Source organism: Billgrantia saliphila (assembly GCF_002930105.1).
Lineage (GTDB): Bacteria > Pseudomonadota > Gammaproteobacteria > Pseudomonadales > Halomonadaceae > Halomonas > Halomonas saliphila.
The window spans coordinates 210,173-236,318 of the sequence record NZ_PJRN01000005.1 but is presented as its reverse complement, the minus strand read 5'-3'; the positions used below and the strand labels follow the sequence as shown (position 1 = coordinate 236,318).

Sequence of the window (26,146 nt, the reverse complement as noted above, 5' to 3'; positions counted from 1 at the left end):
ACTTAACCGGAGCCGATTGGCTCGCCCGGGACGACATCGTAAAACTGCGCGATGCAAGCCTGGACAAGCCGACAGTTGAACCCTATGGATGATTCGTCAACATGCCCTTTCCGTCCTCGCTTCATGTCCTGACACGTCCGCGCTGGCTGTCGCTGCTGGTCATCGGGTTCTGTGTGGGGTATGCCATCACCGTCCTGACCCGTGTGCCCAAGTGGGGCCTGCCCCCGCTGATGCTGGTCTGGGTCGGCCTGGGACTCTGGTTCCGCTGGGGGTCGGCGCAGAAGGCGCCGTGCTCGGCCACGATACGCAAGTGGCCCTGGGCGCTGCTGCCCATCGCCCTGTGGGGGCTGTACCTCTACCTGACCGAGAGCTTCGGCATCGTCGACCTGGGCGCGGTCTTCTTCCATCTGCAGGCCGGCATGGCCGACCATGGCGGGGTCAAGCGCGTCGGGGCGGCCTTCTTTTATATCCTCGCCATGATCCTTCTGCTGGTCTCGTTCACCTGGCTCGTACGCCACGATCGCCGTTGGCATCGCGGTGAGCCGCTCCTCGCCCTGGTGTTACTGGTGAGCAATCCGCTGCTGTATGGCGTCGGTCAGCGAGGCGCCGCCCTGGTGACCAAACCGGGGGCCTGGCTGGAGCGCCAGTACGTCGAACCGGTGATTCTCGAGGCGCCGCGTGAACCGCCCAACGTGCTGCTGATGTATCTCGAGAGCCTCGAGCGCACCTACGCCGACCGCGAGCGCTTCGGCGATGCCTACGCCGATCTGGATGCCATCGGCGAGCGTGGCCTGGTCTTCGAGGGCATCACGCAGATCGACAATACCGGCTGGACCATGGCCGGGATGATCGCCAGCCAGTGCGGCACGCCGCTGATGCCGGCTGGACTGCTGCACGACCGCCAATTCTCGCCGCTGGACAAGGTAGTACCCGGGATCGACTGCCTGGGGGATCTTCTCTCGGCACAGGGCTACCGGCTCACCTACCTGGGTGGCGCCAGCATCGCCTTCGCCGGCAAGGGGCTGTTCTACGAGGGGCATGGCTTCGACAAAGTGCTCGGTCGCGAGGAGCTGCAGCCCCTGCTCAACGACCCGGGATACGTCAACAACTGGGGGCTCTACGACGATTCGCTTTACGACTTCGCCCTGGAGGAGCTACGCCGTCTCGATGCGCAGGACGGTCCGTGGGGGATGGTCAATCTCTCCCTCGCCGGTCACGCGCCCAACGGTTACCCCGCCCAGACCTGCCTCGATCGGCAGGGCGAATACGACGGCGTCGACATCCTCTACTCGGTGAAATGCTCGGCCTGGCTGGCACGCGACTTTCTCGAGCGCGCCGAGGCCGAAGGGCTGCTGGACAACACCGTGGTCATCGTCGCCAGCGATCACCTGACCATGCGGGTATCGGCTTGGGAGGCGCTGATCGAAGGCGAGCGCGACAATACCCTGATACTGCTGGGCCCCGGCCTTCCCGCCGAGCGAGAGCGTCGCGAAGCCGCCATGATCGATGTTTTCCCCACTATCCTGGAGGCCATGGGCTTTACCATCGATTGGCATCGTGCCGGCCTGGGCGTGTCGCTGCTTTCCGACGAGCCCACGCTGCTCGAGGAGCATGACCAGGAATTTCTCAACGATCGCATGCGCGAAGAGACGGCGCTTCAGGAGCGGCTATGGGAAGGCCTTGCACCACCGCAGCCGGAAGGCCCCGAACCGGAACCACCCGAACAGATCGTGGAGACGCCGGAAGACGCCACCGGCGAGGCGCCCGCCCAGGTACAGTAGCGCGCCTAGCCGCGGGCGAGCGCTCCCATCGGCGACCCCAGCAAAGCACCCAGCACGCGCTGCGGCGAAAGCTGCACCAGGCAGTTGGTATGCCCGAGCGGACAGGTTCGCTCGAAGCAGGGCGAGCAGCTCAGCCCCAGGAAGTGGATCCTGGCGCTATCGGTCAGCGGCGGCGTATAGTCCGGCGACGAGGAGCCGTAGAGCGCATGCACGCGTGTGCCGACCGCTGCGGCCACGTGCATCAGCCCCGAATCGTTGGTCACCACCTGCTGGCAGTCGGCCAGCAGATCCACGGCGTCCGCCAGGCGGGTCTGACCGCACAGATTGTGCACGTGAGCATGTCCCATGGCGATCGTCTCCCCGGCGCCGACGTCCTTGGGCCCACCCAGCACGCGCACCTCGAAGCCCTCCGCCTCGAGGCGACCGGCAAGCTCGCGAAAGTGACCCAACGGCCACTGCTTGGCGGGACCGTACTCCGCGCCGGGCATCAAGCCGATGGCCGGGCGCGAGGTGAGCCCCAGCCGAATACGCAGCTCGATCAGGTTGTCGGGATCGACCCGCAATCGGGGACGGGGGATGGGGAAGTCCCCCGTCATCGCCTCGTCACGGGGCAGGCCGAGGGCGACGAAGCGCTTCACGGTCTGATCGAGCGCCTTCCTGTCGAGTTCGCGTCGCTCGTTGAGCAGCCCGTAGCGCTGCTCGCCGGTAAAGCCCACCCGCTGGGGTATGCGTGCCAGAAACGGCACCAGCGCCGACTTCCATGAGCGCGGCAGCACGATCGCCGTATCGAAGCGCCCCCGGAGCCGGCGTGCCAGGGTGCGACGGGTCTTCCAACCGAACTGACCATGCCCGACGTCCAGTGCGATCGCCTCGCCCACCTCGTCCATGCGCGCCAGGATTGGTTGCGACCAGCCGGGGGCCACCACGCCGATGCGACAGCGTGGATAGCGCTGTCTCAGGGTCATGAACAGGCTCTGCGCCATGACCATGTCGCCCACCCAGGAGGGGCCGACCACCAGTATGCGAGGCTCCGGCATGGACGCCTGGCTCACGCAATGGCTCCGCTCAGCCAGCCGAGATAGGCCTTGACGCCCTCGGCCACGCTGCGGAACTCGCGGTCATAGCCGGCCTCGCGCAGGCGCGAGATGTCGGCTCGGGTGTAGCTCTGGTAACGCCCCTTGAGCTCGTCGGGAAAGTCGATGTACTCGATTCGCCCGCGACCGTGGAAATCGATCACCGCCTCACCGATAGCCTTGAACGGCTCGGCACGGCCGGAGCCGAGATTGAAGATACCCGACTTGTCGGGATGCTCGAGGAACCACAGGTTGACGTCCACCACGTCGCCCACGTAAACGAAATCGCGGCTCTGCATGCCCGCCTCATAGCCGTCCCAGGCGCCAAACAGCTTGAGGTCCTGGCCCGCACCGATCTGGGTATGGTGGTGGTAGGCGACGCTGGCCATCTTGCCTTTGTGCTGCTCGCGGGGACCATAGACGTTGAAGTAGCGAAACCCCACCACCTGGCTGGTCAGCTCGCTCCAGTGCTGGCGCACGTACTGGTCGAACAGCAGCTTGGAGTAGCCGTAGACGTTGAGGGGTTTTTCATACTCGGGCTCCTCGCGGAATACCTGGCTGCCGCCGTAGGTGGCCGCTGACGAGGCGTAGAGGAAGGGAATGCCTTGCTGTTGGCAATAGTGCAGCAGTACCTTGGAATATTCGAAATTATTGTCGAGCATGAAGCGTCCGTCCCACTCGGTTGTGTCCGAGCAGGCGCCCTCGTGGAAGATCGCCTCGATCGCCGGCAGCCGCGAGGGTTCGCCGCGCAGCGCCGCCTCGATACGGGCGCGAAAGTCGTCCTTGTCAAGATAATCGCCGAGGGTGCAGTCCGCCAGATTGACGAACTTCGTGCCATCGCGCAGGTCGTCGACGACCAGCACGTCGTACCGTCCACGCTCGTTGAGGGCCTTGACCAGATTCGAGCCGATGAAGCCGGCGCCGCCTGTCACTACGATCATTGTGAACCTCGCTGGGCGCAACCGCTGCGCCTATAACCGATGTGCCTGTGATTGTATACTTGACGCCCTGTGAATTCATGGCCAACGGTGCTTCCGCAATGACTCTCTCGACACTCCCGTCGACCTCGGCATCAGGGTCGACGCCAGACGTGACCACCTTTCAGGGCCTGATCCTCGCCCTGCAGCAGTACTGGGCTGAACAAGGCTGCGTGGTGCTCCAGCCACTGGACATGGAGGTCGGCGCCGGCACCTTCCATCCCGCCACCTTCCTGCGTTCCATCGGTCCCGAATCCTGGAACGCCGCCTACGTCCAGCCCTCCCGTCGCCCCACCGACGGCCGCTACGGTGAGAACCCCAATCGGCTGCAGCACTATTACCAGTTCCAGGTGGTGATGAAGCCTTCTCCGGACGATCTGCAGGAGAGCTACCTGGGCTCGTTGGCGCGTCTTGGTATCGACCCCTTGGTTCATGACATCCGCTTCGTCGAGGACAACTGGGAATCGCCGACTCTGGGAGCTTGGGGGCTCGGCTGGGAGGTCTGGCTCAACGGCATGGAAGTGACCCAGTTCACCTATTTTCAGCAGGCGGGCGGGCTCGAGTGCTACCCCGTGACCGGCGAGCTGACCTACGGCCTGGAGCGTATCGCCATGTACCTTCAGGACGTCGACAGCGTCTACGACCTGGTCTGGGCCATCGCCCCGGATGGGACCAAGGTCACCTACGGTGACGTCTACCTGCAGAACGAGCGCGAGCAGTCGGCCTACAACTTCGAGCACGCCGACGTGCCGGCGCTGTTCGCCGCCTTCGATCATCAGGAGCGCGAGTGCACCAAGCTGCTCGAGGCCGGCCTGCCATTGCCGGCCTACGAGCAGGTGCTCAAGGCTTCGCACACCTTCAACCTGCTCGATGCCCGCCACGCCATCTCCGTCACCGAGCGGCAGCGCTTCATCCTGCGTGTTCGCACCATGGCCCGCGACGTGGCCCACGCCTACTACGCCTCGCGCAAGGCCGCCGGGTTCCCGCTGGCGACCGAGGCGCTGCGCCAGGAGCTGTTGAGCAACGAGACCACCGCCGAACAGGGAGACGCGTGATGGCTGCCACCACCCTACTGATCGAACTTGGCGTCGAGGAGCTGCCGCCAGGCGCCATCGATAGCCTCTCCGATGCCCTGGCCGAAGGCATCCGCCGCGGCCTCACCGAGGCAGAGGTAGACTTCGGCGAGGTCCGCGCCTACGCCACTCCACGGCGGCTGGCGGTGCAGATCGCCGAGCTTGCCGACAGGCAGCCCAATCGCGAAATCGAACGTCGCGGCCCCGCGCTTGCCGCCGCCTTCAAGGATGGCCAGCCGACCAAGGCCGCCGAGGGCTTCGCTCGCTCCTGCGGCGTAACCGTGGCCGAGCTGATCCACCTGGAAACCGATAAGGGCACCTGGCTCGGCTATCGCGAACAGCAACAAGGTGAGACCACCACGGCCCTGCTGCCTGCCATCGTCGACAAGGCCATTGCCACCCTGCCGGTGCCCAAGAACATGCGCTGGGGAGCCTCCCGAGTCGAATTCTCGCGACCCGTGCACTGGTTGGTAATGCTCTACGGCAGCGACGTAGTCGAAGCCGAGTTGCTGGGCCTCAGGTCCGGCCGCACCACTCGCGGCCATCGTTTCCACGCCCCCGGGTCCATCGAGCTGGCCCATGCCGATGACTATCTCGACGTACTCGAGCAGGCCTGGGTACTGGCCGACCGCGACCTGCGTCGCGAGCGCATCCGCGAGCAAGTGCTGGCCGAGGCCGAAGTGCAGGAGGCCCAGGCGGTAATCGACGAGGATCTGCTGGGCGAAGTCAGCGGCCTGGTCGAGTGGCCGGTGGCACTGTCAGGGAGCTTCGACGAACGCTTCCTCGAAGTGCCCCCGGAGTGTTTGATCTCCTCGATGAAGGCCAACCAGAAATATTTCCACCTGCTCGACGAGCAGGGTCGTCTCAAGCCGCTATTCATCACTATTGCCAACATCGACAGTCACGAACCGCAGCGGGTCGTAGAGGGCAATGAGAAGGTCATCCGCCCGCGCCTGGCCGACGCCGCCTTCTTCTACGACACCGACCGCAAGCTACCGCTGGCGACGCGCATCGATGGACTGGCCGATGTGGTGTTTCAGAAGCAGCTCGGCACGCTAGCCGACAAGGCCCATCGCAGCGCCGCCGTGGCCGCCTTCATTGCCGGCCGCATTGGTGGCGATGTGACCCAGGCACGGCGCGCCGCTGAACTGGCCAAGTGCGACCTGGTTACCGAGATGGTGCTCGAGTTCCCGGAACTGCAAGGCATCATGGGGCGCTACTATGCGACCCACGACGGCGAGTCCACCGAGGTGGCCCAGGCCCTCGAGGAGCAGTACCTGCCCCGCTTCGCCGGTGACGCCATTCCGCTCACGCGCACCGGGCAAGCCCTGGCGCTGGCCGACCGACTCGATACCCTTACCGGTATCTTCGGTATCGGCCAGCGTCCCACCGGCACCAAGGACCCCTTCGCCCTGCGCCGCGCCGCCATCGGCGTGCTCAACATCCTGATCAAGGGCGAGCTCGATCTGGACCTGCGTGAACTGCTGGAACTGGCTGTCACACAGCACCAGGAACTGCCCTACGCCAAGGATCTGGTCGAAGAAGTTCTGGGCTACATGCTCGACCGTTTCCGCGCCTGGGGTCAGGACGAGGGCATCCCCGCCGAGGTCTATCTTGCCGTGAGAGCGCGTCCGGTCACCAAGCCGCTGGACTTCGCGCGGCGTCTGCGAGCGGTGAATGCCTTTACCCAGCGCGAGGAGGCAGGCGCGCTCGCAGCCGCCAATAAGCGCGTCTCCAACATTCTTGCCAAGCAGGCTGGCGAGGCCGGAAACCAGGCGGATACGGCGCTGTTGCGGGAACCCGCCGAGCAAGCGCTGCACGAAGCCATCACGGCGAGTCGCAGCAAGGTCATGCCACTGTTCGCCGAGGGACGCTATCGCGAGGCGCTGGACACCCTGGCGAACCTGCGCGAGCCGGTCGACGTCTTCTTCGATCGCGTCATGGTCATGGCCGATGAGGATTCCGTGCGACGCAATCGCCTGGCACTGCTGGCCAGCCTGCAGGCGCTGTTCCTCGAAGTTGCCGATATCGCACTGTTGCAACAGTGAAGCACGACTGAAGCACCAGGCCGGCGAGTCCGACGGCTCGCCGGCCTTTCTTTTGTGTGGCTTCTGTTCTGTTCCACGTGAAACGTAGGCGTCGGTTGCCCGGGGTTTAACACCTTGGCGAGGTACGTTTCACGTGGAACACTGACGGTACAATGATCCATAAGCAGCAGGATACAACGATGCTCAACGATGCATCCCGGCTCGTCATCCTCGATCGCGATGGTGTCATCAATCGCGACTCTGACGCTTACATCAAGTCGCTGGACGAATGGCATCCCTACCCCTCGTCCATCGAGGCCATTGCGCGCCTGACACGCGCCGGCCTGGTCGTTGCCGTCGCAACCAATCAGTCGGGAATCTCGCGCGGTCTGTATGACGAGACCACACTGGCTCAAATGCACGCCGAGCTTTATCGGCGCGTCCGAGACGCCGGTGGCGACATCGCTTACATCGCCTACTGCCCCCATGGCCCCGGTGATGGCTGCGACTGTCGCAAGCCACTACCCGGTCTGTTGGAGCAGATTCGTCTTGCGCTTGGGCTCGACAGCCTTGAAGGCAGCTGGATGGTCGGTGATAGTCTGCGCGACCTTCAGGCCGGCGAGCCCATGGGCTGCCGCCCGGTGCTGGTCAGGACCGGCAAGGGAAGAAAGACCGAGGCCAAGGGAGCGGGACTAGAAGATGCGTTAATTTTCGACGACCTGGCCGGCTTCGTCGACTGGCTGCTCGCGAGTCGCTAAACGCAAGTCGTCCAGGCTCTACCGACGGGGGCCTTGAAACAGCACATCAAAAAGGCCAGCGCTGTGCGCTGGCCTTTTTCTTGCTGCGTGTTTCACGTGAAACATCGCGACTCCGGTTCAGACATCCAGATTGGCCACCAAGGCGTTGCTCTCGATGAAGGCGCGCCGCGGCTCCACCTCGTCGCCCATCAGTGTGTTGAACATCATGTCGGCCGCCACGGCATCCTCGATCGAGACTCGCAGCAAACGGCGCGTCTCGGGATCCATGGTGGTCTCCCACAGCTGGTCGGGGTTCATTTCGCCCAGCCCTTTGTAGCGCTGTACCGACAAGCCCCGCTGAGCTTCCGCCATCAGCCACTCCAGCGCCTGGTAGAAACTGCTAACCGTCTTCTTGCGCTCGCCACGGGCAATGTAGGCCCCTTCCTCAAGCAAATCGTTCAACGTCACGCCCAGCGCCGCCATGGCGCGATAGTCGGCGCTGGTGAAGAAGTCGATGCCCCACACATAGTCGGTGCTGACACCATGCGCCGTCAGCGTCACCGCAGGCAGGTAAAGTTCACGCTCGGTATCCTCTTCCAGGCGGAAGGTGTAGCGCGGGCCGCCCTCATACGCTACCAGCGCGTCCATTTCCTTCTGCAGGAACTCGATCCAGTTCTCCATGGTGACGCGGTCCTTCAGGCTGGTCTCTCCTTCGAGCGTGGCGGCATGGACCACCTTGCGCAGCACTTCATGGGGATAGACCCTCGCCAGGCGGTCGATGCGCTTCATTACGTCGCGATACTGGCTCACCAACGCCTCCAGCTGCGCGCCGGTGACTGGCGGTGCATCCGGGTTGACGTAGAGTCGCGCTCCATCCATGGCCGTGGTCGTGAGGTAATCGATAAGCGCCTGTTCGTCCTTGAGGTAGGTTTCCTGTTTCCCGCGCTTGATCTTGTACAGCGGCGGCTGGGCGATAAAGACGTGGCCGCGCTCGATCAACTGCGCCATCTGACGGAAGAAGAAGGTCAGCAGCAGCGTTCGGATGTGGGAACCGTCGACGTCCGCATCCGTCATGATGATAATCGAGTGATAACGCAGCTTGTCGGGGTTGAATTCCTCCCGACCAATACCGCAGCCCAGCGCGGTGATCAGCGTCCCGACCTCAGCGGAAGAGAGCATCTTGTCGAAACGCGCCTTCTCGACGTTGAGAATCTTGCCCTTGAGCGGGAGGATGGCCTGGGTTCGGCGATCACGCCCCTGCTTGGCACTGCCGCCGGCCGAATCGCCCTCGACCAGGAACAGCTCGGAGAGGCTCGGATCCTTCTCCTGACAGTCGGCCAATTTGCCGGGTAGCCCGGCGATATCCAGGGCCCCTTTGCGCCGCGTCATGTCGCGCGCCTTGCGCGCCGCTTCGCGCGCCCTTGCCGCATCGAGCATCTTGTTGACGATCGACTTGGCCTCGTTGGGTTTCTCGATCAGGTAATCCGAGAACAGCCGTCCCATCTCCTGCTCGACCGCCGTCTTCACTTCGGACGAGACCAGCTTGTCCTTGGTCTGCGAAGAAAACTTGGGGTCCGGCACCTTGACCGAGATGATCGCAGTCAGACCTTCCCGGGCGTCGTCACCCGAGGTGGCGACCTTGGACTTCTTCAGCAGCCCTTCGGTCTCGATGTAACCGTTGAGCGTCCGCGTCAGCGCCGCCCGAAAGCCGGCCAGATGCGTGCCGCCGTCGCGCTGCGGTATGTTGTTGGTGTAACAGTAGATGTTCTCCGTGAAGGCGTCGCTCCACTGCATCGCCACCTCCACCACGACGCCATCCTCACGCTCGGCCTCGAAGTGAAAGACCGGGTTGAGCACGGTCTTGTTGGAGTTGAGGTGGTTGACGAATGCCTTGAGTCCGCCTTCGTAGTGGAACAGTTCCTCTTTTCCGCTGCGCTCGTCGATCAGGCGAATTGCCACGCCGGAATTGAGGAACGAAAGCTCCCGCAAGCGCTTGGCCAGGATATCGTAGTGAAACTCGATATTGGCGAAGGTGTCCGATGAAGGCTTGAAATGCACGCGCGTGCCGGTCTTGTCGGTCTTGCCCACGACACTCAAGGGGGCTTGGGGGACGCCGTGACGATAGATCTGTTCGTGCACTTGTCCGGCGCGCCAGATCGTGAGTTTCAGCTCCTCAGACAGCGCGTTGACCACGGAGACACCGACCCCGTGCAGGCCGCCCGAGACCTTGTAGGAATTGTCATCGAACTTGCCGCCGGCGTGCAGGACCGTCATGATGACTTCCGCCGCGGAGACGCCTTCGCCCTCATGGATGTCGGTGGGAACGCCGCGCCCGTTGTCGCTAACGGTAATCGACTCATCGGGATGAATGATGACACGGATTTCGCTGCAGTGCCCGGCCAGGGCTTCATCGATGGAATTGTCCACCAGCTCGAAAACCATGTGATGCAGGCCTGTCCCGTCATCGGTATCGCCGATATACATGCCGGGACGCTTGCGCACGGCATCAAGGCCCTTCAGGACCTTGATGCTCGATGAGTCGTAAGCTTGTTCGCTCATTGACTACTCCGTCGTGAAGTCTATCCGTGCCTGCGGCACTAGCTGCCCTGCCCCCGCATCGCTGTGTTTCACGTGAAACAACGTCAGCGGCGTGTGGGATTGCCATATTCCAGCCAGGGCGTCATGTTCGACACTTGTAATGAATGCTTGACACTGCATCGTTTCGAGCAGGCGGCAAAAAACGCGCCGATGATCGGCATCCAGCTCAGCCGGCAAGTCATCTACCAGATACAGGCAGCGTCGCCCCGTCGTCCGTTCCAGCAAGCGGCCTTGGGCCAGCTTGAGCGCGCTGACCACCAGTTTCTGCTGGCCGCGCGACAGTACTTCGACCGCGGGATGCCGCCCGAGGCGGATACGCAGGTCGGCACGCTGTGGCCCGTTCTGAGTAAAGCCCATCTGATGATCGGTCGTACGGCCCTGCTCGAGCACTTCCTGCAGGCTTCGTTGCTTGTCCCAGCCACGCGAATAGCGCAGCGTCAGCTCAGGCAACTCGATCATTCGCTTCAGCGTCTCTTCAAATACCGGTACGAAGACCGCCATCCACTCGCGACGCAAGACATCGACTCGTTCGCCCCACAGCGCCAGTTCCTTTTCCCAGGCAGCCAAGGCATCAGTGTCCATTCTATCACGCCTGAGCAGGGCATTCCGATGCTTCAACGCCCGTCGCGTCCGCCTCCAGGCATCGAAAAAGTCGTGTTTCACGTGAAACACACCCCAGTCGAGAAACTCACGGCGCCCTGCCGGAGCCCCCTCGAGCAAACGGAAAGCGTCGGGGTTGACGAGCTGAAGGGGAAGCGCTTCGATCAGCTGTGCCAGGCGCGCCACTTCACCTCCCAGCCGCATTTCGAGTTCGGATGTCTCGCGCGAGCGACGTACGCCGACGGGTAGGGCCGGCTCGCCTTGGAGGCGAGCGAATAAGGTCATGGCCGAGGCGTCGTGGGCGATGACGTTCTTGAGCTGGCGCGTACGGAAGGAACGCCCCATGCCCAGCACGTGGATGCCTTCGAGCAGGCTGGTCTTGCCGCTGCCGTTGGGTCCCACGATCAAGTTTATTCCGGGGCTCGGGGAAAAATCGAGCGCACCCAGGTTGCGCAATCCGCTGAAAGCCAGGCGCTCAACCAACATGCGGGATACTCGGCAGGGTACGCTCCGCTGCGCCATCGCGGACGGATGCGCAGCGGAGTCTACAAATGACCGGCGCCTTAGAGACGCATCGGCATGACGACATAAAGGGCATCGCCGCCACCCGGCTCTTCCATTAAGGCGCTGCTGCTCGAGTCGGCCAGGGTCATCTGAACTCTGTCTTCGCCGAGAACGTTGAGCACGTCGATGAGATAGCCGACGTTGAAGCCAATCTCCAGCGAATCACCGCCGTACTCCACCGCCACGTTCTCCTCGGCCTCCTCCTGCTCGGGGTTATTGGCCATCACCTGCAGGTTGCCCTCCTGAAGGTGAAGGCGAACGCCACGGTATTTCTCGTTGGAGAGAATCGAAGTACGCGACAGCACTTGGCGCAGCTCGGCGCGCTCGGCGATGAAGACCTTGTCGCCCCCGCGGGGTACCACCCGTTCATAGTCGGGGAACTTACCGTCGACCAGCTTGGAGGTGAACGTAAAATCGCCGGTATGCGCCCGTACGTGACTGGCACTGAGGGTCAGCGTCACCGGTTCGTCGCTGTCATCGAGCAGGCGCACCAGTTCCAGCACCCCCTTGCGTGGAACGATCAGCTTGCGTGCCGGCTCCACCTGAACCTCGGACGGGCGCGAGCAGACTGCTAGCCGATGACCGTCGGTCGCCACGGTGCGCACCAGGTTGGAACGCAGCTCCAGCAGCATGCCGTTGAGGTAGTAGCGGACGTCCTGCTGCGCCATGGCGAAGGAGGTGGCATCGATGAGGTGCTTGAGCGTGCCACGCGGCAGGCTCAGCTCCAGGTCGCCGGCGGAATCTTCGATGTTGGGGAACTCCGCCACCGGCAGCGTCGACAGGGTGAAACGCGAACGCCCGCTGCGCAGCACGGCCCGCCCCTCTTCCAGGCTGAAATGGAGCTCCGCCTGATCGGGCAGAGACTTGCAGATATCCATCAGCTTGCGGGCGGGCACGGTCACGCCACCCGGCACATCGACCTGCGAGGCCGCCGTACGGCCGATCAGCTCCACTTCAAGATCGGTGCCGGTCAACGCCACTTGATCCTGGTCCACCTGGATCAGCACATTGGACAGCACGGGCAGGGTCTGGCGGCGCTCCACCACGCCGGCCACCAGAGCCAGCGGCCGGAGCAGCGCCTCGCGGGTAATGGAAAATCTCATGTCGGCTCCACGTCTCGTCCTGTAGATGGGTGTCGGGCAATGCTGCGTAGCGAAACCCGCCGCTAACTGGTCAGCAGTCGCAGCAGATTCTTGTAATCTTCGCGGATGTCCGCGCTCTCTTCCTGCAGCGCCTGTACCTTGCGGCAGGCATGCAGCACCGTGGTGTGATCGCGGCCCCCAAAGGCGTCGCCGATCTCGGGCAAGCTGTGGTTGGTCAGCTCCTTGGCCAATGCCATGGCCACCTGCCGCGGCCGGGCCACCGAGCGCGAGCGACGCTTTGAGAGCAGGTCGGCCAGTTTGATCTTGTAGTACTCGGCGACCGTGCGCTGAATATTGTCGACCCCCACCTGCTTGTCCTGCAGTGCAAGCAGGTCCTTGAGCGACTCGCGGATGAAGTCCTGGGTGATGGGCTTGCCCATGAAGTGGGAATCGGCGATCACTTTCTTCAGCGCCCCTTCCAGCTCGCGCACATTGGAGCGGATCTTCTGAGCAATGAAGAAGGCAGCATCATGAGGCAGGTCGACCTTGGCCTGGTCGGCCTTCTTCATCAGGATGGCGACCCGGGTTTCCAGCTCCGGCGGCTCGATGGCCACCGTCAGGCCCCAGCCGAAGCGCGACTTCAGACGCTCCTCGACACCGCTGATCTCCTTGGGATAGCGATCCGACGTCAGAATCATCTGCTGGCCGCCTTCCAGCAAGGCATTGAAAGTATGGAAGAATTCTTCCTGTGAGCGTTCCTTTCCGGCGAAGAACTGGATATCGTCGATCAGCAGCGCGTCGACGCTGCGATAGAAACGCTTGAAGTCGTTGATGGCGTTCAACTGCAGCGCCTTGACCATATCGGCCACGAAGCGCTCGGAGTGGAGATAGACGACTCGCGCGTTCTCGCGCCGTATGGCCAGTGCATTGCCCACCGCATGCATCAGGTGAGTCTTGCCCAGGCCCACTCCGCCATATAGAAACAATGGATTGTAGGCGCCGCCCGGGTTCTCCGATACCTGTCGCGAGGCCGCCCGGGCGAGCTGGTTGGACTTGCCCTCGACGAAGGTTTCAAAGGTGAAGTTGGGATTGAGTCCGCTGTTGTGCTTGAGACTGCCTTCTACCTGAACTTCACGCTCTCCGGGCCGGCGTGCGGAAGCGCCCTCTTCGCGCAGCTGATCGATCTCGCGCTCGTCGCCGATGTCGCCCCTGGGCGGCACCTGCACGGCCGGTGCCAGCGGGGAGTGGGGGCTGGCCGACACCGGCGCGCCGAGTTCACGCGGCTGCGGCTTGGGCGCAGCCGACTGGCGGCTGCCGACGGTCAGCATCACCCGGGGCGGCTTGGCTGGCGCCAGATCTCTGAGCAGTTCATTGATGCGCTTGGCATACTTGTCACCCACCCAGTCGCGCACGAAGCGATTGGGCGCCAGCAGACGCAGCTCGTTCCCCTCCCCTTCCTCGGCCTGAAGCGGGCGAATCCAGGTATTGAACTGCTGAGCGTTCAACTCGTCCTGCAGGTAATCCAGACATTGTTGCCAGAGAGCAAGTGACACTCGACCTCACCATCCCCGTTGATGCATGACCGGTCATTGTATCCTTCGCCCGCCGGGTTATCCACATGCGGCACGCCCCGGGAAAAGGTTGTGGAAAAGCCCACCCGTTCGCTTTGGAGAGCTCGTCCGTGACCAAGGCTCAGCGAGGCACCGCGAATCATCAGGCTCACATTCTTGATCCTCCCACAGGCTGATCACCGGCTTCTAACCGCTTTTCCACAATAGGAACATTACTTCAACTTATTGGTGAATAGGAAAAATTAAATCTTATCAACAGGCAACGTCCCCAACCTTAATCACAGTATCGAAAGGTTAACACTCACTCGTGCCAGCGACCGTTCCCGGCGCACGGCTAGCCGAAAACCAAGGGCAGGAGCGGAACGATTGCGTCGCGCTGCCGAAGTCTCTACAATTTCCGGTCTTGAATCGAATCTCCCCCTGGCTCCCCGTACGAGTCAGGGCGTTCCTGTCAACGTTCCGTCCAACTCATTACGTGGGAATCAAGAGTTATGAAACGCACTTTTCAACCCAGCGTTCTCAAGCGCAAACGTGTGCATGGCTTCCGTGCGCGCATGGCCACCAAGAACGGTCGCGCCGTGCTGGCTCGCCGTCGTGCCAAGGGCCGCAAGCGCCTGAGCGCCTGATCGCGGATCGCGCGTGTCCGGTCATGACTTCCCCAAGCGACTACGACTGCTGTCGGCCGGGGATTATCGATACGTCTTCGATCACGCTGCATTCAAGGTACATGGCAAAGGGCTAATGGCCCTGGCGTGCCCCAACGGACTGGACCACCCCCGCCTTGGCCTGGTCATCAGCAAGAAAAACGTCCGCAAGGCTGTGGATCGCAATCGTCTCAAGCGACTGACGCGCGAATCCATTCGTCTTCAGCAACACTCGCTCCCCGCCGTCGATATCGTGCTCCTGGCGCGGCGCGGCGCGGACGGGCTGGACAACGCCACGCTTCATCGCCAGCTGTTCGGCATGTGGCGTCGCTTGGAGCGTGACGTACGCAAGTCGATGGCATCCTGACCGGATGTGGTGCCTGCCGCCGCCACGATAGCCTGCCTCGAGCAGGCTATCGCCCTTTCCACATGGCAGCGGATATCGTTCCAGCGACATGTTCACTACCCACCGGGCAGATCCCTCATGGACGTAAAACGACTCCTATTGCTGATTCCACTGGCCGTACTCGCTTACCTGCTGGTCGTGCAGTGGAATCAGGACTACGGTCAGGTTGCTCCTGAACCTGAAGCACCTTCTTTCACCGCTCCGGCCCCAGGCGACGAAGCGACGGTTCCGGACGAGGACGGGTTGGCCGTTCCCGCCTCCCCCCGAGCGGATAGCGAAGTGACGGGCGACATGCCGAGCGAGACGGAGCAATCCTCCGGTACGCGCGACCTGGTTGCCGTGGCCACCGACGTGCTCGATGTGCGCATCGATCCTCAGGGCGGCGACATCGTCTATGCCGCACTGCCCCAGCATCGCATGACGCTGAACTCCGAACGGCCTTACGTGCTGCTCTCCGACAACGAGACCCGCAGCTACGTGGCCCGCTCGGGCCTGCAAGTGGACGGCCATGCCGGGCGGCTCGGCTTCACCCCCGAGCAGACACGCTACCGCCTGTCCGACGATGACAATCGTCTCGAGGTCGACCTCACCGCCGAAGTCAACGGCGTCGAGGTCATCAAGCGCTTCACGTTCGAGCGCGGCAGCTATGCTGTCGCCGTCGATTATTTTCTGGCCAATAACACCGAGGAGCCGGTCACGGCACGCTTCATCGGCCAGTTGGCACGAGACAACAGCCCCGATCCCTCCAGCGGCGTCTCGATGGGCATGAAATCCTATCTGGGCGCCGCCTACTCGTCGCCGGAGGATCGCTACCAGAAGGTCGATTTCGACGATATCCAGGAAGGCAATTTCAACAACCGTGACGTCCAGGGCGGCTGGGTGGCGATCATCCAGCACTACTTCGTCTCGGCCTGGGTGCCGCCGCAGAATCAGCAGAACCTGCAGTACGCCACCACCGATGCCCGCAACCGCAACGTGGCGGCCTTTGCCGGCCCCGTCACCACGGTAGCGGCCGACGGCGAGACACGCCTGGGAGCCACTCTGTACATGGGGCCCAAGGTGCAGAGCTATCTCGAGGAGGTGGCCCCCAACCTGCGCCTGACCGTCGACTTCGGTTGGCTGTGGTTCATCGCCAACCCGCTGTTCTGGTTGCTTGACCATATCCAGAACATCATCGGCAACTGGGGCTGGTCTATCGTCCTGCTGACCGTCCTGGTCAAGCTGGCCATGTGGCCGCTTTCCGCCAAGGCCTACAAGTCCATGGCTCGCATGCGCAAGCTGGGCCCGGAAATGCAGCGCCTCAAGGAGCAGTACGGCGACGATCGCCAGAAAATGTCCCAGGAGATGATGAAGTTCTACCAGAAGGAGAAGATCAATCCTCTGGGCGGCTGTCTGCCGATTCTGGTGCAGATGCCCGTCTTCATCGCCCTCTACTGGATGCTGCTGGAATCCGTCGAGCTGCGCCATGCGCCCTTCATGTTCTGGATCCAGGATCTGTCGATGAAGGATCCATACTTCATCCTGCCGATCCTGATGGGCGCCTCGATGTTCGTCCAGCAGCTGCTCAACCCCACGCCACCGGATCCCATGCAGGCGAAGATCATGCGAATGCTGCCGATCGTCTTCACCTTCTTCTTCCTGTGGTTCCCGGCCGGCCTGGTCATCTACTGGGTGGTCAACAACGTCATCTCGATCGCGCAGCAGTACGTGATCACGCGCAAGATCGAGAACGATCCCAGTGTGGGCAAGGCGGTCAAGAGCAAGCGTTGACCCACCTCGCGTCACCCGGACCCCCGCCCTGGCGGGGGTCTGGCGTTTCAGGGCCCTCGACGGGACAATGCTTCGAGAGACGTCGCCACCAACAGGGCTAGTCAATGTCGGATCCGCTCTACCACCAGGACACCATTGCCGCGTTGGCCACCCCGCCGGGGCGCGGCGGAGTGGGCATCATCCGCGTCTCGGGGCCGCTGAGCGCCGCGATCGCCGAGGCCGTGGCTGGGTGCTGCCCCTCACCGCGTCATGCCCACTACGGCCCTTTCCGCGGCAAGGACGCGGTGATCGACGAGGGGATCGCGCTGTTCTTTGCCGGCCCTCACTCCTTCACTGGCGAGGACGTCCTCGAACTGCAGGGACACGGCGGACCGGTGATCATGGACATGCTGCTCGAGCGCTGTGTGCGGCTCGGCGCTCGTCTGGCCCGCCCCGGCGAGTTCTCCGAGCGCGCCTTTCTCAATGACAAGCTCGACCTGGCCCAGGCCGAGGCCATCGCCGACCTGATCGAGGCCAGCTCGCGGGCCGCCGCCGAGAATGCCGTCCGCTCTTTGCAGGGAGAATTCTCCCGCCGCGTCGAGGCACTCGTCGCCCGCTTGATCGAGCTGCGCATGTATGTGGAAGCGGCCATCGACTTTCCCGAGGAGGAGATCGATTTTCTCGCTGACGGCAAGGTCGCCGAGATGCTCGCCGGCGTAAAGACCGAACTGGCCGAAGTGCGCGCCGCCGCCGGTCAGGGGGCGCTGCTGCGCGAAGGCATGAACGTGGTGATCGCCGGGCGACCCAACGCCGGCAAGTCGAGCCTGCTCAATGCCCTGACCGAGCAGGAGACTGCCATCGTCACCGACATCGAGGGCACGACCCGCGACGTGCTTCGCGAGTATATCCATCTTGATGGCATGCCGCTTCACGTGATCGACACCGCCGGGCTGCGAGACACCCCCGACGCGGTCGAACGGATCGGCGTGGCCCGGGCCTGGGCCGAGATCGAGAAGGCCGACCGCGTGCTGCTGCTGGTGGACGCCGCGACCACCGAAGCGGTGGATCCCATGGTCATCTGGCCCGAATTCGTCGCTCGGCTGCCCGAGCCCGGGCGGCTGACGCTGGTGCGCAACAAGATCGACAGCAGCCACGAGACACCGGGGCTCGACCTGACCGCCGCCACACCGATCGTGCGCCTCTCCGCCCTGACCGGAGCGGGCGTGGCGCATCTGAAGGAGCATCTGAAGGCCGTGATGGGCTATTCGGCGACCACGGAGGGCCGCTTCTCGGCGAGGCGCCGTCACCTGGACGCGCTCGACCGCGCGCAGCGAGCGCTCACTCACGGCGAAGAGCAGCTGTCGGGCTACGGTGCCGGTGAGCTGCTGGCGGAGGATCTGCGCGACGCCCAGCAGGCGCTGGGCGAGATCACCGGGGAGTTCAGCGCCGACGACCTGCTGGGGGAGATCTTCGGCAGCTTCTGTATCGGCAAGTAGTCCCGCCTACTCTTCCACCCACCAATCTGCGCGGTAGCGGCACGCCTCGCCGAACAGCGGCGCCGCTCGCGCCATTGCCGCGGCCAGGCGTTCATCGAGTCCCCATGGGGGATTGACGACCAGCATGCCGCTGCCGTACATGCCGCGCTCCTCGCCCGGTGCGTGCAGCGTCAGTTCGCTGCGCCAGATCTTGCGCAGCCCGCCCTCACGCAACCGCTCCAGCAGCTCGTGGTGGCGCCCTGCCGGCAGCAGGGGGTACCACACCAGCGCCACGCCATGGCGCGCCTTGCGCATCGCCGCAAGCAGCGTGACGGCGACCTCGCTGTACTCCTCCTTGCGCTCGAAGCTGGGATCGATCAGCACGCAGAGCCGTGGCGTCGATACCGGCAAGGCCTGGATCAGGCCCGCCAGGCCATCGCCGTGAATGCGCTGGGCATTCGGCGGCAACGCCTGCTGCGACAGGTGATCGTGCTCGCCCGGGTGCAGCTCGTAGAGACGCAGCCGATCGCCGCTGCGCAGCCGTTGGGCCAGCCACCAGGGCGAACCGGGATAGCGCTCGAGCCGAGACCCATCGTGCTGCAGGCTGGCGACGGCATCGAGCCAGGACGCAAGCAGCGGCTCGTCGGCCAGGCGATCCCGCGCCTGCCACAGCGGCAGCGCGCCATGACGATACTCGCCAAGGCGTTGGGTCTCGGGCGCGTCCAGCGGGTAGACGCCACGCCCGGCGTGGGTATCGGCGAAGGTGATCGGTGAGCTTTTGCGCAGCAAGTGGTCGAGAACGGCGTGAAGCACGAGGTGCTTGTGCACGTCGGCGAAATTGCCGGCGTGGTAAGCATGCTGGTAGGAGAGCATGGGCGGAACCTCACGCGGAACGGAAGCGGCAAAGCGAACAGGCCCGCCACTCTGCCAGTGGCGGGCCCGCAAGGCAACGCTAGCGCGTTCGTCGTTTACTGCTGTTGGAACTGGGATTCGATCGGGGTCAGCGTGATCTCGACGCGACGGTTCTGGGCCCGACCCTCTTCGGTGTTATTGCTCGCGACCGGCTGGCTCTCGCCATGGCCGGTCATGGAGAGACGGTTGCGGGATACGCCCGCCTGAGCCAGGTAGCTGCCCACGGCCTCGGCACGGCGCTCGGAGAGGCGCTGATTGTAGGCGTCGTCGCCCGTGCTGTCGGTGTGGCCGGCAATATTGACGCGCGTATCGGTGTATTGGGTCAGCACCGAGGCCACGTCGTTGAGAGCCGTACGCGCATTCGGAGTCAGCTCGCTGGAATCGAAGCCGAAGGTCACGCTGCTCGGCATGTTGAGCACGATGTCGTCGCCGCGGCGCTCCACATCGACGCCGGTACCGCGCATGCTTTCGCGTAGCTGCTGCTCCTGGCGGTCCATGTAGGCGCCGATGCCGGCACCTGCAGCGGCGCCCACGACGGCACCGATCGCCGCACGATCACGGCGGCTGGTGCTGCCATCACCTGACAGGGCGCCAGCCGCCGCACCCACTGCCGCGCCGATCCCGGCCCCGGACAGGGTGCCGGAGCGCTGGGTCTGGCCGGAATAGGGATCGTTCGAAGCGCAGCCGACGAGCAGAAGTGCAGCCGCCATGGGAGCCACGAATCGTGATGCTTTGAGCATTAGTCTCTCCAGTTAGGATCGCAAGTTCATTCCGTGCCGGTTTCCCCGATAAGGGCCAGCAATTCGTTCAAGAATAATAGACCTCGGGGCGAAGCCTGCAGACGCGGCACACTTTCCTCGAGAAGTCCTTTTTTTCGCGCCGCACCGAGCCGCGCTTCCAGCACCTTCAGGGGGCGCCCGGTATGATCCGCCCAATCATCGAGAGCCACCCCTTCGACCAGGCGCAGGGCATTCATGGCGAATTCCAGCGGCAACTCGTCTTCACCGACCTCGTCGCGTCCCGCGACGAAGCCACGTGGATCCTGGCGACGTCGCAGGTAGGCCTCGGGTTGGCGCGTTTTCCAGCGGCGCTCGATGTACAGCCGGCCTCCCTCCGCCGGTGCACTCAGCTTGGCGTGGCTGCCGGCCCCGATTCCCAGGTAGTCGCCGAAACGCCAATAGTTGAGATTGTGCCGTGAACGTCGCCCCGGCCGAGCATAGGCGGAAATCTCATAGCGCGCGAGCCCCTCGATCTCGAGTCGCTCGTGGCCCAGATCCTGGATGTCCCAGAGCATTTCTTCTTCGGGCAAAATCGGCGGGCGCGAATGAAACTCGGTGTTGGGCTCCAGGGTCAGCTGATACCAGGACAAATGCTCCGGGGCGAGTTCCAGGGCACGCTCCAGGTCAGCCAAGGCCAGCTCGGGCGTCTGACCCGGCAGACCGTGCATCAGGTCAAGATTGAGGTTGTCGAAACCGGCCGCGCGCGCCTCCTGCACCGCCGCGACGGCGTCTTCACCACTGTGGATTCGCCCCAGGACCGCGAGCTGAGCCGACTGGAAGCTTTGCACCCCCAGCGACAGCCGATTGATCCCCGCCTCGCGATAGCCGCGAAAGCGGCCACGCTCGAGCGTGCCGGGGTTGGCCTCAAGCGTGATCTCGATGTCGTCGGCCAAAGGCAGGCGATGGGCCACTCCCTCGAGCAGGCTGGCATAGAAACCGGCCGACATCAGGCTCGGCGTGCCGCCGCCGATGAAGATGCTGGTCAGCTCGCGACCACGTGCCAGGGGCAGGTCTGCGTCGAGGTCCTCGAGCAGCGCCGCGAGATACGCGGCTTCCGGCAGCTCGCTATCCCGCCCTACGCCATGGGAGTTGAAGTCGCAATATGGGCATTTGCGCACACACCACGGCACGTGTACGTAGAGCGCCAGGGGCGGTAGTACCGTATCGCCCTCCACCATTCTCGCCATCAGCGTTGCCGTGCCTCGCCCAGGGTCGCGACCAAGGCTTCTAGGGCGCGGCCGCGGTGGCTCAGCCGATTCTTCTCATCGGCGCCGAGTTCGGCAACGCTGCGACCCTGCTCGGGCAACCAGAAAAGCGGATCGTAACCGAATCCGCCTTCGCCATGAGGCTGCTCGAGAATCTCTCCCTCCCAGTTACGTTGCACGATGATCGGCACCGGATCGTCGGCATGGCGAAGATAGACCAGAACACACCAATAGCGAGCGCTGCGCGCTTCGCGTGGCACGCCGGCCAGTGCCTCGAGCAGCTTGGCGTTGTTGCGCGCGTCGCTCTTCGGCTCACCGGCATAACGCGCCGAGTAGATGCCCGGCTGTCCTGCCAGGGCATCGACCTCGAGCCCCGAATCGTCGGCCAGGGCGGGCAGACCACTGACCCGGCTCGCCTCGCGAGCCTTGAGCAATGCATTCTCGACGAAGGTGAGCCCGGTTTCCTCGACGTCACCGACCCCGAACTCGGCCTGCGGACGAACCTCGAGCCACAGCGATTCCAGCAGCTGACCGAACTCCCTGAGCTTACCGGCGTTACCGCTGGCCAGGACCAATGGTTGGGTGGCAGACACTGCGTTTCCTCTTCGTATCTTCGTTCGGTAGCGCCATGGTACCTGAGGCTCACCCTCATGCTGAACCATTTCCGAACGAGAAGTCTCCCACTTCCCGCTTAGCTTAGAAGCTTGAATGCGCATAGGGTTATGGCGAGATGAACTTGTTGCGAACCAAGCAGTAACCTATCTTTACAGCTCGTCTCTCGATGCCCATATCGCCCAAGAGATGGACAAGACAGGCCATGACGAAACGAAAATCATTAGAGAATAAACCTCATTTACATTAGAGCTTACGAAATGCATACGTCGTATCGCTATCGTAAAGGCCCTTGATTGCGTAACGCGAAGGAAGAAAAACACACAGAGAAAATCGACTCAAGGCACGCCGAGAAGGCAAGGGACTTGATCAGGCCTGCTTGAAATCGAAGGAATGAAAAAGGGACGAGCGATAATGGAAAACAAGGCAAGACTCTTGATGGTGGGCTCGCTTGGCGCAAACCAGCAAAACTTCCTGCGGGCCATGGAAGCCAAGGGCTGGTCGATCGACGCAGTCGTCGATCTGTCGCGAGCGGCTACCCTCCTGGCCCGGGAAGACTACGATGCAGGGCTGTGCTGTATGCATGGGCCGGCCGAACATGAATTGAAGGAGCTGGACCACCTCATCACGCGCTCACGCATGGAGTGGATGGCGCTGACCAAGGATCACGAGCTGCGAAAGCCCGCACTGTGCAAGGCACTGGCGAACCTCTTCATGGCCTACCAGGTCGAGCCAATCGATATCGAACAGATCGATTGCCTGATGCACCATGCAGTAGCCATGAAGCGACTCCGGCTCGAGGAGAGCGAGCCTCCCCTGGCCGAGGGCGATTCCGAGTTCGAGATGGTGGGCACCGTTCCGGCCATGAAGAAGGTTTTCGACACCATCCGACGCGTCGCCAGTGTCGATGCCCCGGTGTTCATCAGCGGCGAATCCGGCACGGGCAAGGAGCTCGCCGCGCGTGCTATCCACGAGCGCTCCCAGCGCGCCTCGGCCCCCTTCGTCCCGGTAAATTGCGGTGCGCTGCCGAGCAACATGATTCAATCCGAGCTATTCGGTCACGAGAAGGGGGCCTTTACCGGTGCCAACCAGCAGAAGATCGGCCAGATCGAAGCCGCCTCCGGCGGCACGCTGTTCCTCGACGAGATCGGCGACCTACCCTTGGAGCTTCAGGTCAACCTGCTGCGTTTCCTCGAAGAGAAGACCATCCAGCGTATCGGCGCTCTCGATGAAATTGAGGTCGACGTTCGCGTGCTTTCGGCGACGCACGTCGATCTAGAGAAGGCCGTGGCGGAGGGGCGCTTTCGCGAGGACCTGTATCATCGCCTCAACGTGCTCCAGGTCGACATACCCCCGCTGCGTGAGCGCCAGGAAGACATCGAGATACTCGCCAGGTTTTTCTTCGACAGATTCATCGAAGAGAAGTCGATGAACGTACGGGGTTTCAGCCAGGAAGCCCTGGTGCTCATGCGACATTACCACTGGCCGGGAAATATACGCGAATTGATCAATCGCGTGCGTCGGGCGCTGGTGATGTGCGATCAGCGCCTGATCAAACCGGCGGACCTGGGCCTGGAGCGGCGCACCGCGAACCGCAACGCGATCACCTTGGAAGAAGCGCGTAACAGCGCCGAAAAGGAGGCGCTGCTCAGCGCCCTCAATCGCAATAAACACAAGGTGAAAAAAGCGGCCGATGAGCTGGGCGTGTCGCGGGTCACCCTCTATCGGCTAATGGAGAAGCACAACCTCGAGCGCAAGAGCGAAGGCTCGTCATCGCTCACTTCGGCCTGACACCTGATGCCGCCCTCCCTGCTCGTCGGGCAGGGAAGCGGCTTGCCTGCATTGCCCTTCCCTCCTCCGCACTGCCTCCTCTCGTACTGATCTCTAACTGACACCTTGCGGTTGCTAACGAGCCTCTTCTTGCGCCTCGTTCTTTGGATGGCTGGCAGCATGAGAAAAAATTCATGACGAAACGTGTCGAAATCCAAGTTTAAAGAAGCCGCGACGGTAAAGTGTATGGTTTTAGAAACAAACCTTTCCCGCACGCTGTGCAAAACACTTCAATAGGGTCGTACCCATCGATGAGGCGCGGTGAGCTGTGCAAACTAAACAAGTGATAACTTAATGTTACATTAAATCTTGGTAAGCACTCCCTCTGCAATTTATCCTATTGAATTTTATGGGTTCTCTTCAGCTAAGACGAAGTGATATATGTTTCTTCTGAATAGCAGCGGATAAGGCTTATATTGGTGAATATCCACTAAAAGAAATAAAAAGTAATCTTTTTATTTCTAAAATGTCTTAACATTCTTGCGTTTTTTAGCCGAGAATCGAAGGGGTAGCATTACTTTACATTTCTTTACATGACAATTGACGCATAAACGGACGGAGGGGTCCCATGGAAAATACGCCTTATCGGATCATGCTGGTCACGGATATCAACCCTCAGTCGAAGCTGTTCATCGAACATTTGCAGGAGCATATCGGCCATGCCGTCACGGCCGTCAGTACCGAGGAAGTACCGACCCTTGAGGAGGGTCAAGTGGTACTGGTCATACTCGACCTTGATCACCTGAGCGAAGCGAGCATGCAGAAATGGCAGTCCGTCGCCGGGGGAAGGGAAGAGATCAGTCTCGCTGCCTTCAATGTTCGCAGTGAAGATCATGCCGTCGAGCTACTTTCATCGCTCAATCTGCAGGGAATCTTCTATCGCAACGACAGCGTCGAGCTGATCTGCAAGGGGCTGGAGGCATTGCGCCTCGGTAACCTGTGGATGTCGCGAGCACTCATGTCACGCATGATCCAACTGCTGCGGCGCCAGCAGATGAACTCCTACAGGCCCGCGTGCGGTCTGACACAGCGTGAACTCGAGATCATCGGACTGCTAGGCACTGGCTCGACCAACTCGGAGATCGCCGAGAAGCTGTTCGTCAGCGAACACACCGTCAAATCCCATCTTTACAACATCTTCCGCAAGATCAAGGTACACAATCGCCTGCAGGCGATGAACTGGGCACGACGCAACCTGTTCAGCGTACCGCCCAATCACAAGCGGGAAGCGAGGCATTGACCAAGCGAAAGGTAGCCGTTGCCGGCGCACCGGGGGCAGGCACCTTCATGGATGGCCCCCGAGAGGTCATCTCTGGCGACGGTGTGCCCGGCATGTCGTAGCGGCCAAGGGACGGCCGCACGGCTGTCGCTTCAGGGGACGGGCCTTGGGCCCGCCTCTCTCCGAGATACCTCGGCGCTGCGGAAAAACCCATCAAACATCCAATCGAGAGCGGAATGGTTTGTCTACGTGAGCTAGCAATGGTTGTGGCTGTCGTCCTGCTGATCTCCTGTGGCTCGCTGGCTTGGGCGGAAACTCACGCACCCGCTCCGAGCCAACCTGCCGTACCACCTGAGACATCGGTTTCCGAAGACTCGCTCGAGGAGGATGAAGTTCTGGAAGAAGGAGAGGCGGCCGAAGAGCTTTCGCGTCAGTTTCGCCTGGGCGAGCCGGGTCTCGCGGGCGTCGTGGTCGACCGGACAATTACCATGATGGGCAAGACCTTCTACCGCCGCTTCAGCCAGTTAAGTGCAGACAGTCACATCCTGACCCGCACCACGCTATCAATCAATGAACGCCCCGACGCTCGCTGGGGCAGCCAGGTCTGGGTAGCTGAAAACAATCGGATTCTCTTCCAGGCCACGCTGCCACCCCGGCTCAGCGATATCGACCGCTATGCCGAGGCAGCCGTCGAGCAAGTGGAGCAGTTGCTGGTCCAGCGCTCCATCATGGAGGCCCTGGAGAGTGATCCGGACCTGGCAGACGAAGAAATCTAGTACTAAGGGAACACAAACAGGAGGGGAAGTCATGAATACCCTACGCTGCGTGACAGCTCTATGCTTGGGCAGCCTATTGGCTTGTGCTGGAGCGGCACAGGCAGGAGAGCTGATCTATCGCCCAATCAATCCTTCGTTTGGAGGGGATCCGCTTCTGGGCAACCACCTCCTCAACAAAGCCCAGGCGCAGGATACGCACAAGGACCCGAATGCTCCCGACTTTGGAAGCTTCTCGGAAGTCGATTTCTTTTTACAGGATCTACGTGCCGACCTGATCAACCGCGCCATTGATGATGCTCTCGATCCCGACAATCCCGGGGGCAACGAGAGCGTTATCGATAATTCGTCGCTGAACGTCAGGTTCGTCAACGTGGGTGGTGGTGCTTTTCAAATGGTCATTACCGATAAAACAACGAATGAAGTCACACGGATCGACTTCGGAACACCTTTCTGAGA

General features: G+C 62.4%; 22 protein-coding genes. 12 read left to right on the top strand and 10 right to left on the bottom strand.

The window, feature by feature from the left end:
- The first annotated feature begins 101 nt into the window (after window positions 1–101).
- Entirely contained in the window at window positions 102–1,781 is a 1,680-nt protein-coding gene (locus CYJ07_RS08050; protein WP_104203162.1) for a sulfatase-like hydrolase/transferase, read from the top strand.
- A 5-nt stretch (window positions 1,782–1,786) separates the two neighbouring features.
- Here the strand turns inward: CYJ07_RS08050 and waaF are convergent, their stop codons facing one another.
- Window positions 1,787–2,818, bottom strand: a complete 1,032-nt coding sequence (gene waaF, locus CYJ07_RS08045) for a lipopolysaccharide heptosyltransferase II (RefSeq protein ID WP_104203196.1) — start codon at window positions 2,816–2,818, stop codon at window positions 1,787–1,789.
- Between the two features lie 11 nt (window positions 2,819–2,829).
- Complete coding sequence (gene rfaD, locus CYJ07_RS08040; RefSeq protein WP_104203161.1) at window positions 2,830–3,795, bottom strand: ADP-glyceromanno-heptose 6-epimerase; 966 nt, start codon at window positions 3,793–3,795, stop codon at window positions 2,830–2,832.
- A gap of 77 nt (window positions 3,796–3,872) precedes the next feature.
- Here rfaD and glyQ point away from each other — a divergent pair, with 77 nt between their 5' ends.
- The 3 genes from glyQ (at window position 3,873) to gmhB (ending at window position 7,689) form a co-directional block, all read left to right on the top strand.
- Window positions 3,873–4,886 (top strand): glycine--tRNA ligase subunit alpha, encoded by a 1,014-nt coding sequence (gene glyQ, locus CYJ07_RS08035; RefSeq protein ID WP_422666954.1) that lies wholly within the window; start codon window positions 3,873–3,875, stop codon window positions 4,884–4,886.
- Entirely contained in the window at window positions 4,886–6,952 is a 2,067-nt protein-coding gene (glyS, locus tag CYJ07_RS08030) for a glycine--tRNA ligase subunit beta (protein ID WP_104203159.1), read from the top strand. The genes glyQ and glyS overlap by 1 nt, the downstream gene beginning before the upstream one ends.
- Before the next feature lie 152 nt (window positions 6,953–7,104).
- Window positions 7,105–7,689, top strand: a complete 585-nt coding sequence (gmhB, locus tag CYJ07_RS08025; protein WP_331280922.1) for a D-glycero-beta-D-manno-heptose 1,7-bisphosphate 7-phosphatase — start codon at window positions 7,105–7,107, stop codon at window positions 7,687–7,689.
- Between the two features lie 117 nt (window positions 7,690–7,806).
- Here gmhB and gyrB read toward each other — a convergent pair whose 3' ends face one another.
- The 4 genes from gyrB to dnaA all read right to left on the bottom strand — a co-directional run bounded on the left by gyrB (window position 7,807) and on the right by dnaA (window position 14,065).
- On the bottom strand, window positions 7,807–10,227 hold the full coding sequence (gyrB, locus tag CYJ07_RS08020) for a DNA topoisomerase (ATP-hydrolyzing) subunit B (protein ID WP_104203157.1): 2,421 nt from the start codon (window positions 10,225–10,227) through the stop codon (window positions 7,807–7,809).
- A gap of 3 nt (window positions 10,228–10,230) precedes the next feature.
- Window positions 10,231–11,352, bottom strand: coding sequence for a DNA replication/repair protein RecF (gene recF / locus CYJ07_RS08015; RefSeq protein WP_104203156.1), 1,122 nt, complete (start codon window positions 11,350–11,352; stop codon window positions 10,231–10,233).
- Window positions 11,353–11,429: 77 nt separating this feature from the next.
- Complete coding sequence (dnaN, locus tag CYJ07_RS08010) at window positions 11,430–12,533, bottom strand: DNA polymerase III subunit beta (protein WP_104203155.1); 1,104 nt, start codon at window positions 12,531–12,533, stop codon at window positions 11,430–11,432.
- 62 nt (window positions 12,534–12,595) lie between these two features.
- Window positions 12,596–14,065, bottom strand: coding sequence for a chromosomal replication initiator protein DnaA (gene dnaA, locus CYJ07_RS08005; protein WP_104203154.1), 1,470 nt, complete (start codon window positions 14,063–14,065; stop codon window positions 12,596–12,598).
- Window positions 14,066–14,574: 509 nt separating this feature from the next.
- Between dnaA and rpmH the strand changes: the two genes are divergently transcribed.
- The 4 genes from rpmH (at window position 14,575) to mnmE (ending at window position 18,378) form a co-directional block, all read left to right on the top strand.
- Complete coding sequence (gene rpmH, locus CYJ07_RS08000; protein ID WP_010626003.1) at window positions 14,575–14,709, top strand: 50S ribosomal protein L34; 135 nt, start codon at window positions 14,575–14,577, stop codon at window positions 14,707–14,709.
- 13 nt (window positions 14,710–14,722) lie between these two features.
- The gene (gene rnpA, locus CYJ07_RS07995; RefSeq protein WP_104203153.1) at window positions 14,723–15,094 is read left to right on the top strand and encodes a ribonuclease P protein component; all 372 of its coding nucleotides are present in this window, start codon (window positions 14,723–14,725) and stop codon (window positions 15,092–15,094) included.
- 117 nt (window positions 15,095–15,211) lie between these two features.
- The gene (yidC, locus tag CYJ07_RS07990) at window positions 15,212–16,903 is read left to right on the top strand and encodes a membrane protein insertase YidC (RefSeq protein ID WP_104203152.1); all 1,692 of its coding nucleotides are present in this window, start codon (window positions 15,212–15,214) and stop codon (window positions 16,901–16,903) included.
- A gap of 104 nt (window positions 16,904–17,007) precedes the next feature.
- Window positions 17,008–18,378 (top strand): tRNA uridine-5-carboxymethylaminomethyl(34) synthesis GTPase MnmE, encoded by a 1,371-nt coding sequence (gene mnmE, locus CYJ07_RS07985; RefSeq protein ID WP_104203151.1) that lies wholly within the window; start codon window positions 17,008–17,010, stop codon window positions 18,376–18,378.
- Window positions 18,379–18,384: 6 nt separating this feature from the next.
- Here the strand turns inward: mnmE and CYJ07_RS07980 are convergent, their stop codons facing one another.
- The 4 genes from CYJ07_RS07980 to rdgB all read right to left on the bottom strand — a co-directional run bounded on the left by CYJ07_RS07980 (window position 18,385) and on the right by rdgB (window position 21,846).
- Window positions 18,385–19,230 (bottom strand): 23S rRNA (adenine(2030)-N(6))-methyltransferase RlmJ, encoded by an 846-nt coding sequence (locus tag CYJ07_RS07980; protein ID WP_104203150.1) that lies wholly within the window; start codon window positions 19,228–19,230, stop codon window positions 18,385–18,387.
- A gap of 95 nt (window positions 19,231–19,325) precedes the next feature.
- On the bottom strand, window positions 19,326–20,009 hold the full coding sequence (locus CYJ07_RS07975; RefSeq protein WP_104203149.1) for a YiaD family glycine zipper/OmpA-like lipoprotein: 684 nt from the start codon (window positions 20,007–20,009) through the stop codon (window positions 19,326–19,328).
- A gap of 26 nt (window positions 20,010–20,035) precedes the next feature.
- The gene (gene hemW, locus CYJ07_RS07970) at window positions 20,036–21,235 is read right to left on the bottom strand and encodes a radical SAM family heme chaperone HemW (protein WP_422666953.1); all 1,200 of its coding nucleotides are present in this window, start codon (window positions 21,233–21,235) and stop codon (window positions 20,036–20,038) included.
- Complete coding sequence (gene rdgB, locus CYJ07_RS07965) at window positions 21,235–21,846, bottom strand: RdgB/HAM1 family non-canonical purine NTP pyrophosphatase (protein ID WP_104203147.1); 612 nt, start codon at window positions 21,844–21,846, stop codon at window positions 21,235–21,237. The genes hemW and rdgB overlap by 1 nt, the downstream gene beginning before the upstream one ends.
- 433 nt (window positions 21,847–22,279) lie before the next feature.
- Between rdgB and CYJ07_RS07960 the strand changes: the two genes are divergently transcribed.
- The 4 genes from CYJ07_RS07960 to CYJ07_RS07945 all read left to right on the top strand — a co-directional run bounded on the left by CYJ07_RS07960 (window position 22,280) and on the right by CYJ07_RS07945 (window position 26,144).
- Window positions 22,280–23,656 carry a sigma-54 dependent transcriptional regulator gene (locus CYJ07_RS07960; RefSeq protein ID WP_104203146.1) on the top strand — a complete coding sequence of 459 codons (1,377 nt, stop codon included), beginning with the start codon at window positions 22,280–22,282 and terminating at the stop codon, window positions 23,654–23,656.
- Window positions 23,657–24,263: 607 nt separating this feature from the next.
- Entirely contained in the window at window positions 24,264–24,935 is a 672-nt protein-coding gene (locus CYJ07_RS07955) for a response regulator transcription factor (protein WP_104203145.1), read from the top strand.
- Between the two features lie 239 nt (window positions 24,936–25,174).
- Window positions 25,175–25,690 (top strand): CsgE family curli-type amyloid fiber assembly protein, encoded by a 516-nt coding sequence (locus CYJ07_RS07950; RefSeq protein ID WP_104203144.1) that lies wholly within the window; start codon window positions 25,175–25,177, stop codon window positions 25,688–25,690.
- A 31-nt stretch (window positions 25,691–25,721) separates the two neighbouring features.
- Complete coding sequence (locus CYJ07_RS07945) at window positions 25,722–26,144, top strand: curli assembly protein CsgF (RefSeq protein WP_104203143.1); 423 nt, start codon at window positions 25,722–25,724, stop codon at window positions 26,142–26,144.
- Window positions 26,145–26,146 lie beyond the last annotated feature (2 nt).

Excerpts from the sequence above, each read along its gene's own strand:
- CYJ07_RS08050 (WP_104203162.1), top strand. The coding sequence starts at position 102 with ATGCCCTTTCCGTCCTCGCTTCATGTCCTGACACGTCCGCGCTGGCTG.
- waaF (WP_104203196.1), bottom strand. The coding sequence starts at position 2,818 with ATGCCGGAGCCTCGCATACTGGTGGTCGGCCCCTCCTGGGTGGGCGAC.
- rfaD (WP_104203161.1), bottom strand. The coding sequence starts at position 3,795 with ATGATCGTAGTGACAGGCGGCGCCGGCTTCATCGGCTCGAATCTGGTC.
- glyQ (WP_422666954.1), top strand. The coding sequence starts at position 3,873 with ATGGCCAACGGTGCTTCCGCAATGACTCTCTCGACACTCCCGTCGACC.
- glyS (WP_104203159.1), top strand. The coding sequence starts at position 4,886 with ATGGCTGCCACCACCCTACTGATCGAACTTGGCGTCGAGGAGCTGCCG.
- gmhB (WP_331280922.1), top strand. The coding sequence starts at position 7,105 with ATGATCCATAAGCAGCAGGATACAACGATGCTCAACGATGCATCCCGG.
- gyrB (WP_104203157.1), bottom strand. The coding sequence starts at position 10,227 with ATGAGCGAACAAGCTTACGACTCATCGAGCATCAAGGTCCTGAAGGGC.
- recF (WP_104203156.1), bottom strand. The coding sequence starts at position 11,352 with ATGTTGGTTGAGCGCCTGGCTTTCAGCGGATTGCGCAACCTGGGTGCG.
- dnaN (WP_104203155.1), bottom strand. The coding sequence starts at position 12,533 with ATGAGATTTTCCATTACCCGCGAGGCGCTGCTCCGGCCGCTGGCTCTG.
- rpmH (WP_010626003.1), top strand. The coding sequence starts at position 14,575 with ATGAAACGCACTTTTCAACCCAGCGTTCTCAAGCGCAAACGTGTGCAT.
- yidC (WP_104203152.1), top strand. The coding sequence starts at position 15,212 with ATGGACGTAAAACGACTCCTATTGCTGATTCCACTGGCCGTACTCGCT.
- mnmE (WP_104203151.1), top strand. The coding sequence starts at position 17,008 with ATGTCGGATCCGCTCTACCACCAGGACACCATTGCCGCGTTGGCCACC.
- CYJ07_RS07980 (WP_104203150.1), bottom strand. The coding sequence starts at position 19,230 with ATGCTCTCCTACCAGCATGCTTACCACGCCGGCAATTTCGCCGACGTG.
- CYJ07_RS07975 (WP_104203149.1), bottom strand. The coding sequence starts at position 20,009 with ATGCTCAAAGCATCACGATTCGTGGCTCCCATGGCGGCTGCACTTCTG.
- hemW (WP_422666953.1), bottom strand. The coding sequence starts at position 21,235 with ATGGCGAGAATGGTGGAGGGCGATACGGTACTACCGCCCCTGGCGCTC.
- CYJ07_RS07960 (WP_104203146.1), top strand. The coding sequence starts at position 22,280 with ATGGAAAACAAGGCAAGACTCTTGATGGTGGGCTCGCTTGGCGCAAAC.
- CYJ07_RS07955 (WP_104203145.1), top strand. The coding sequence starts at position 24,264 with ATGGAAAATACGCCTTATCGGATCATGCTGGTCACGGATATCAACCCT.
- CYJ07_RS07950 (WP_104203144.1), top strand. The coding sequence starts at position 25,175 with ATGGTTGTGGCTGTCGTCCTGCTGATCTCCTGTGGCTCGCTGGCTTGG.
- CYJ07_RS07945 (WP_104203143.1), top strand. The coding sequence starts at position 25,722 with ATGAATACCCTACGCTGCGTGACAGCTCTATGCTTGGGCAGCCTATTG.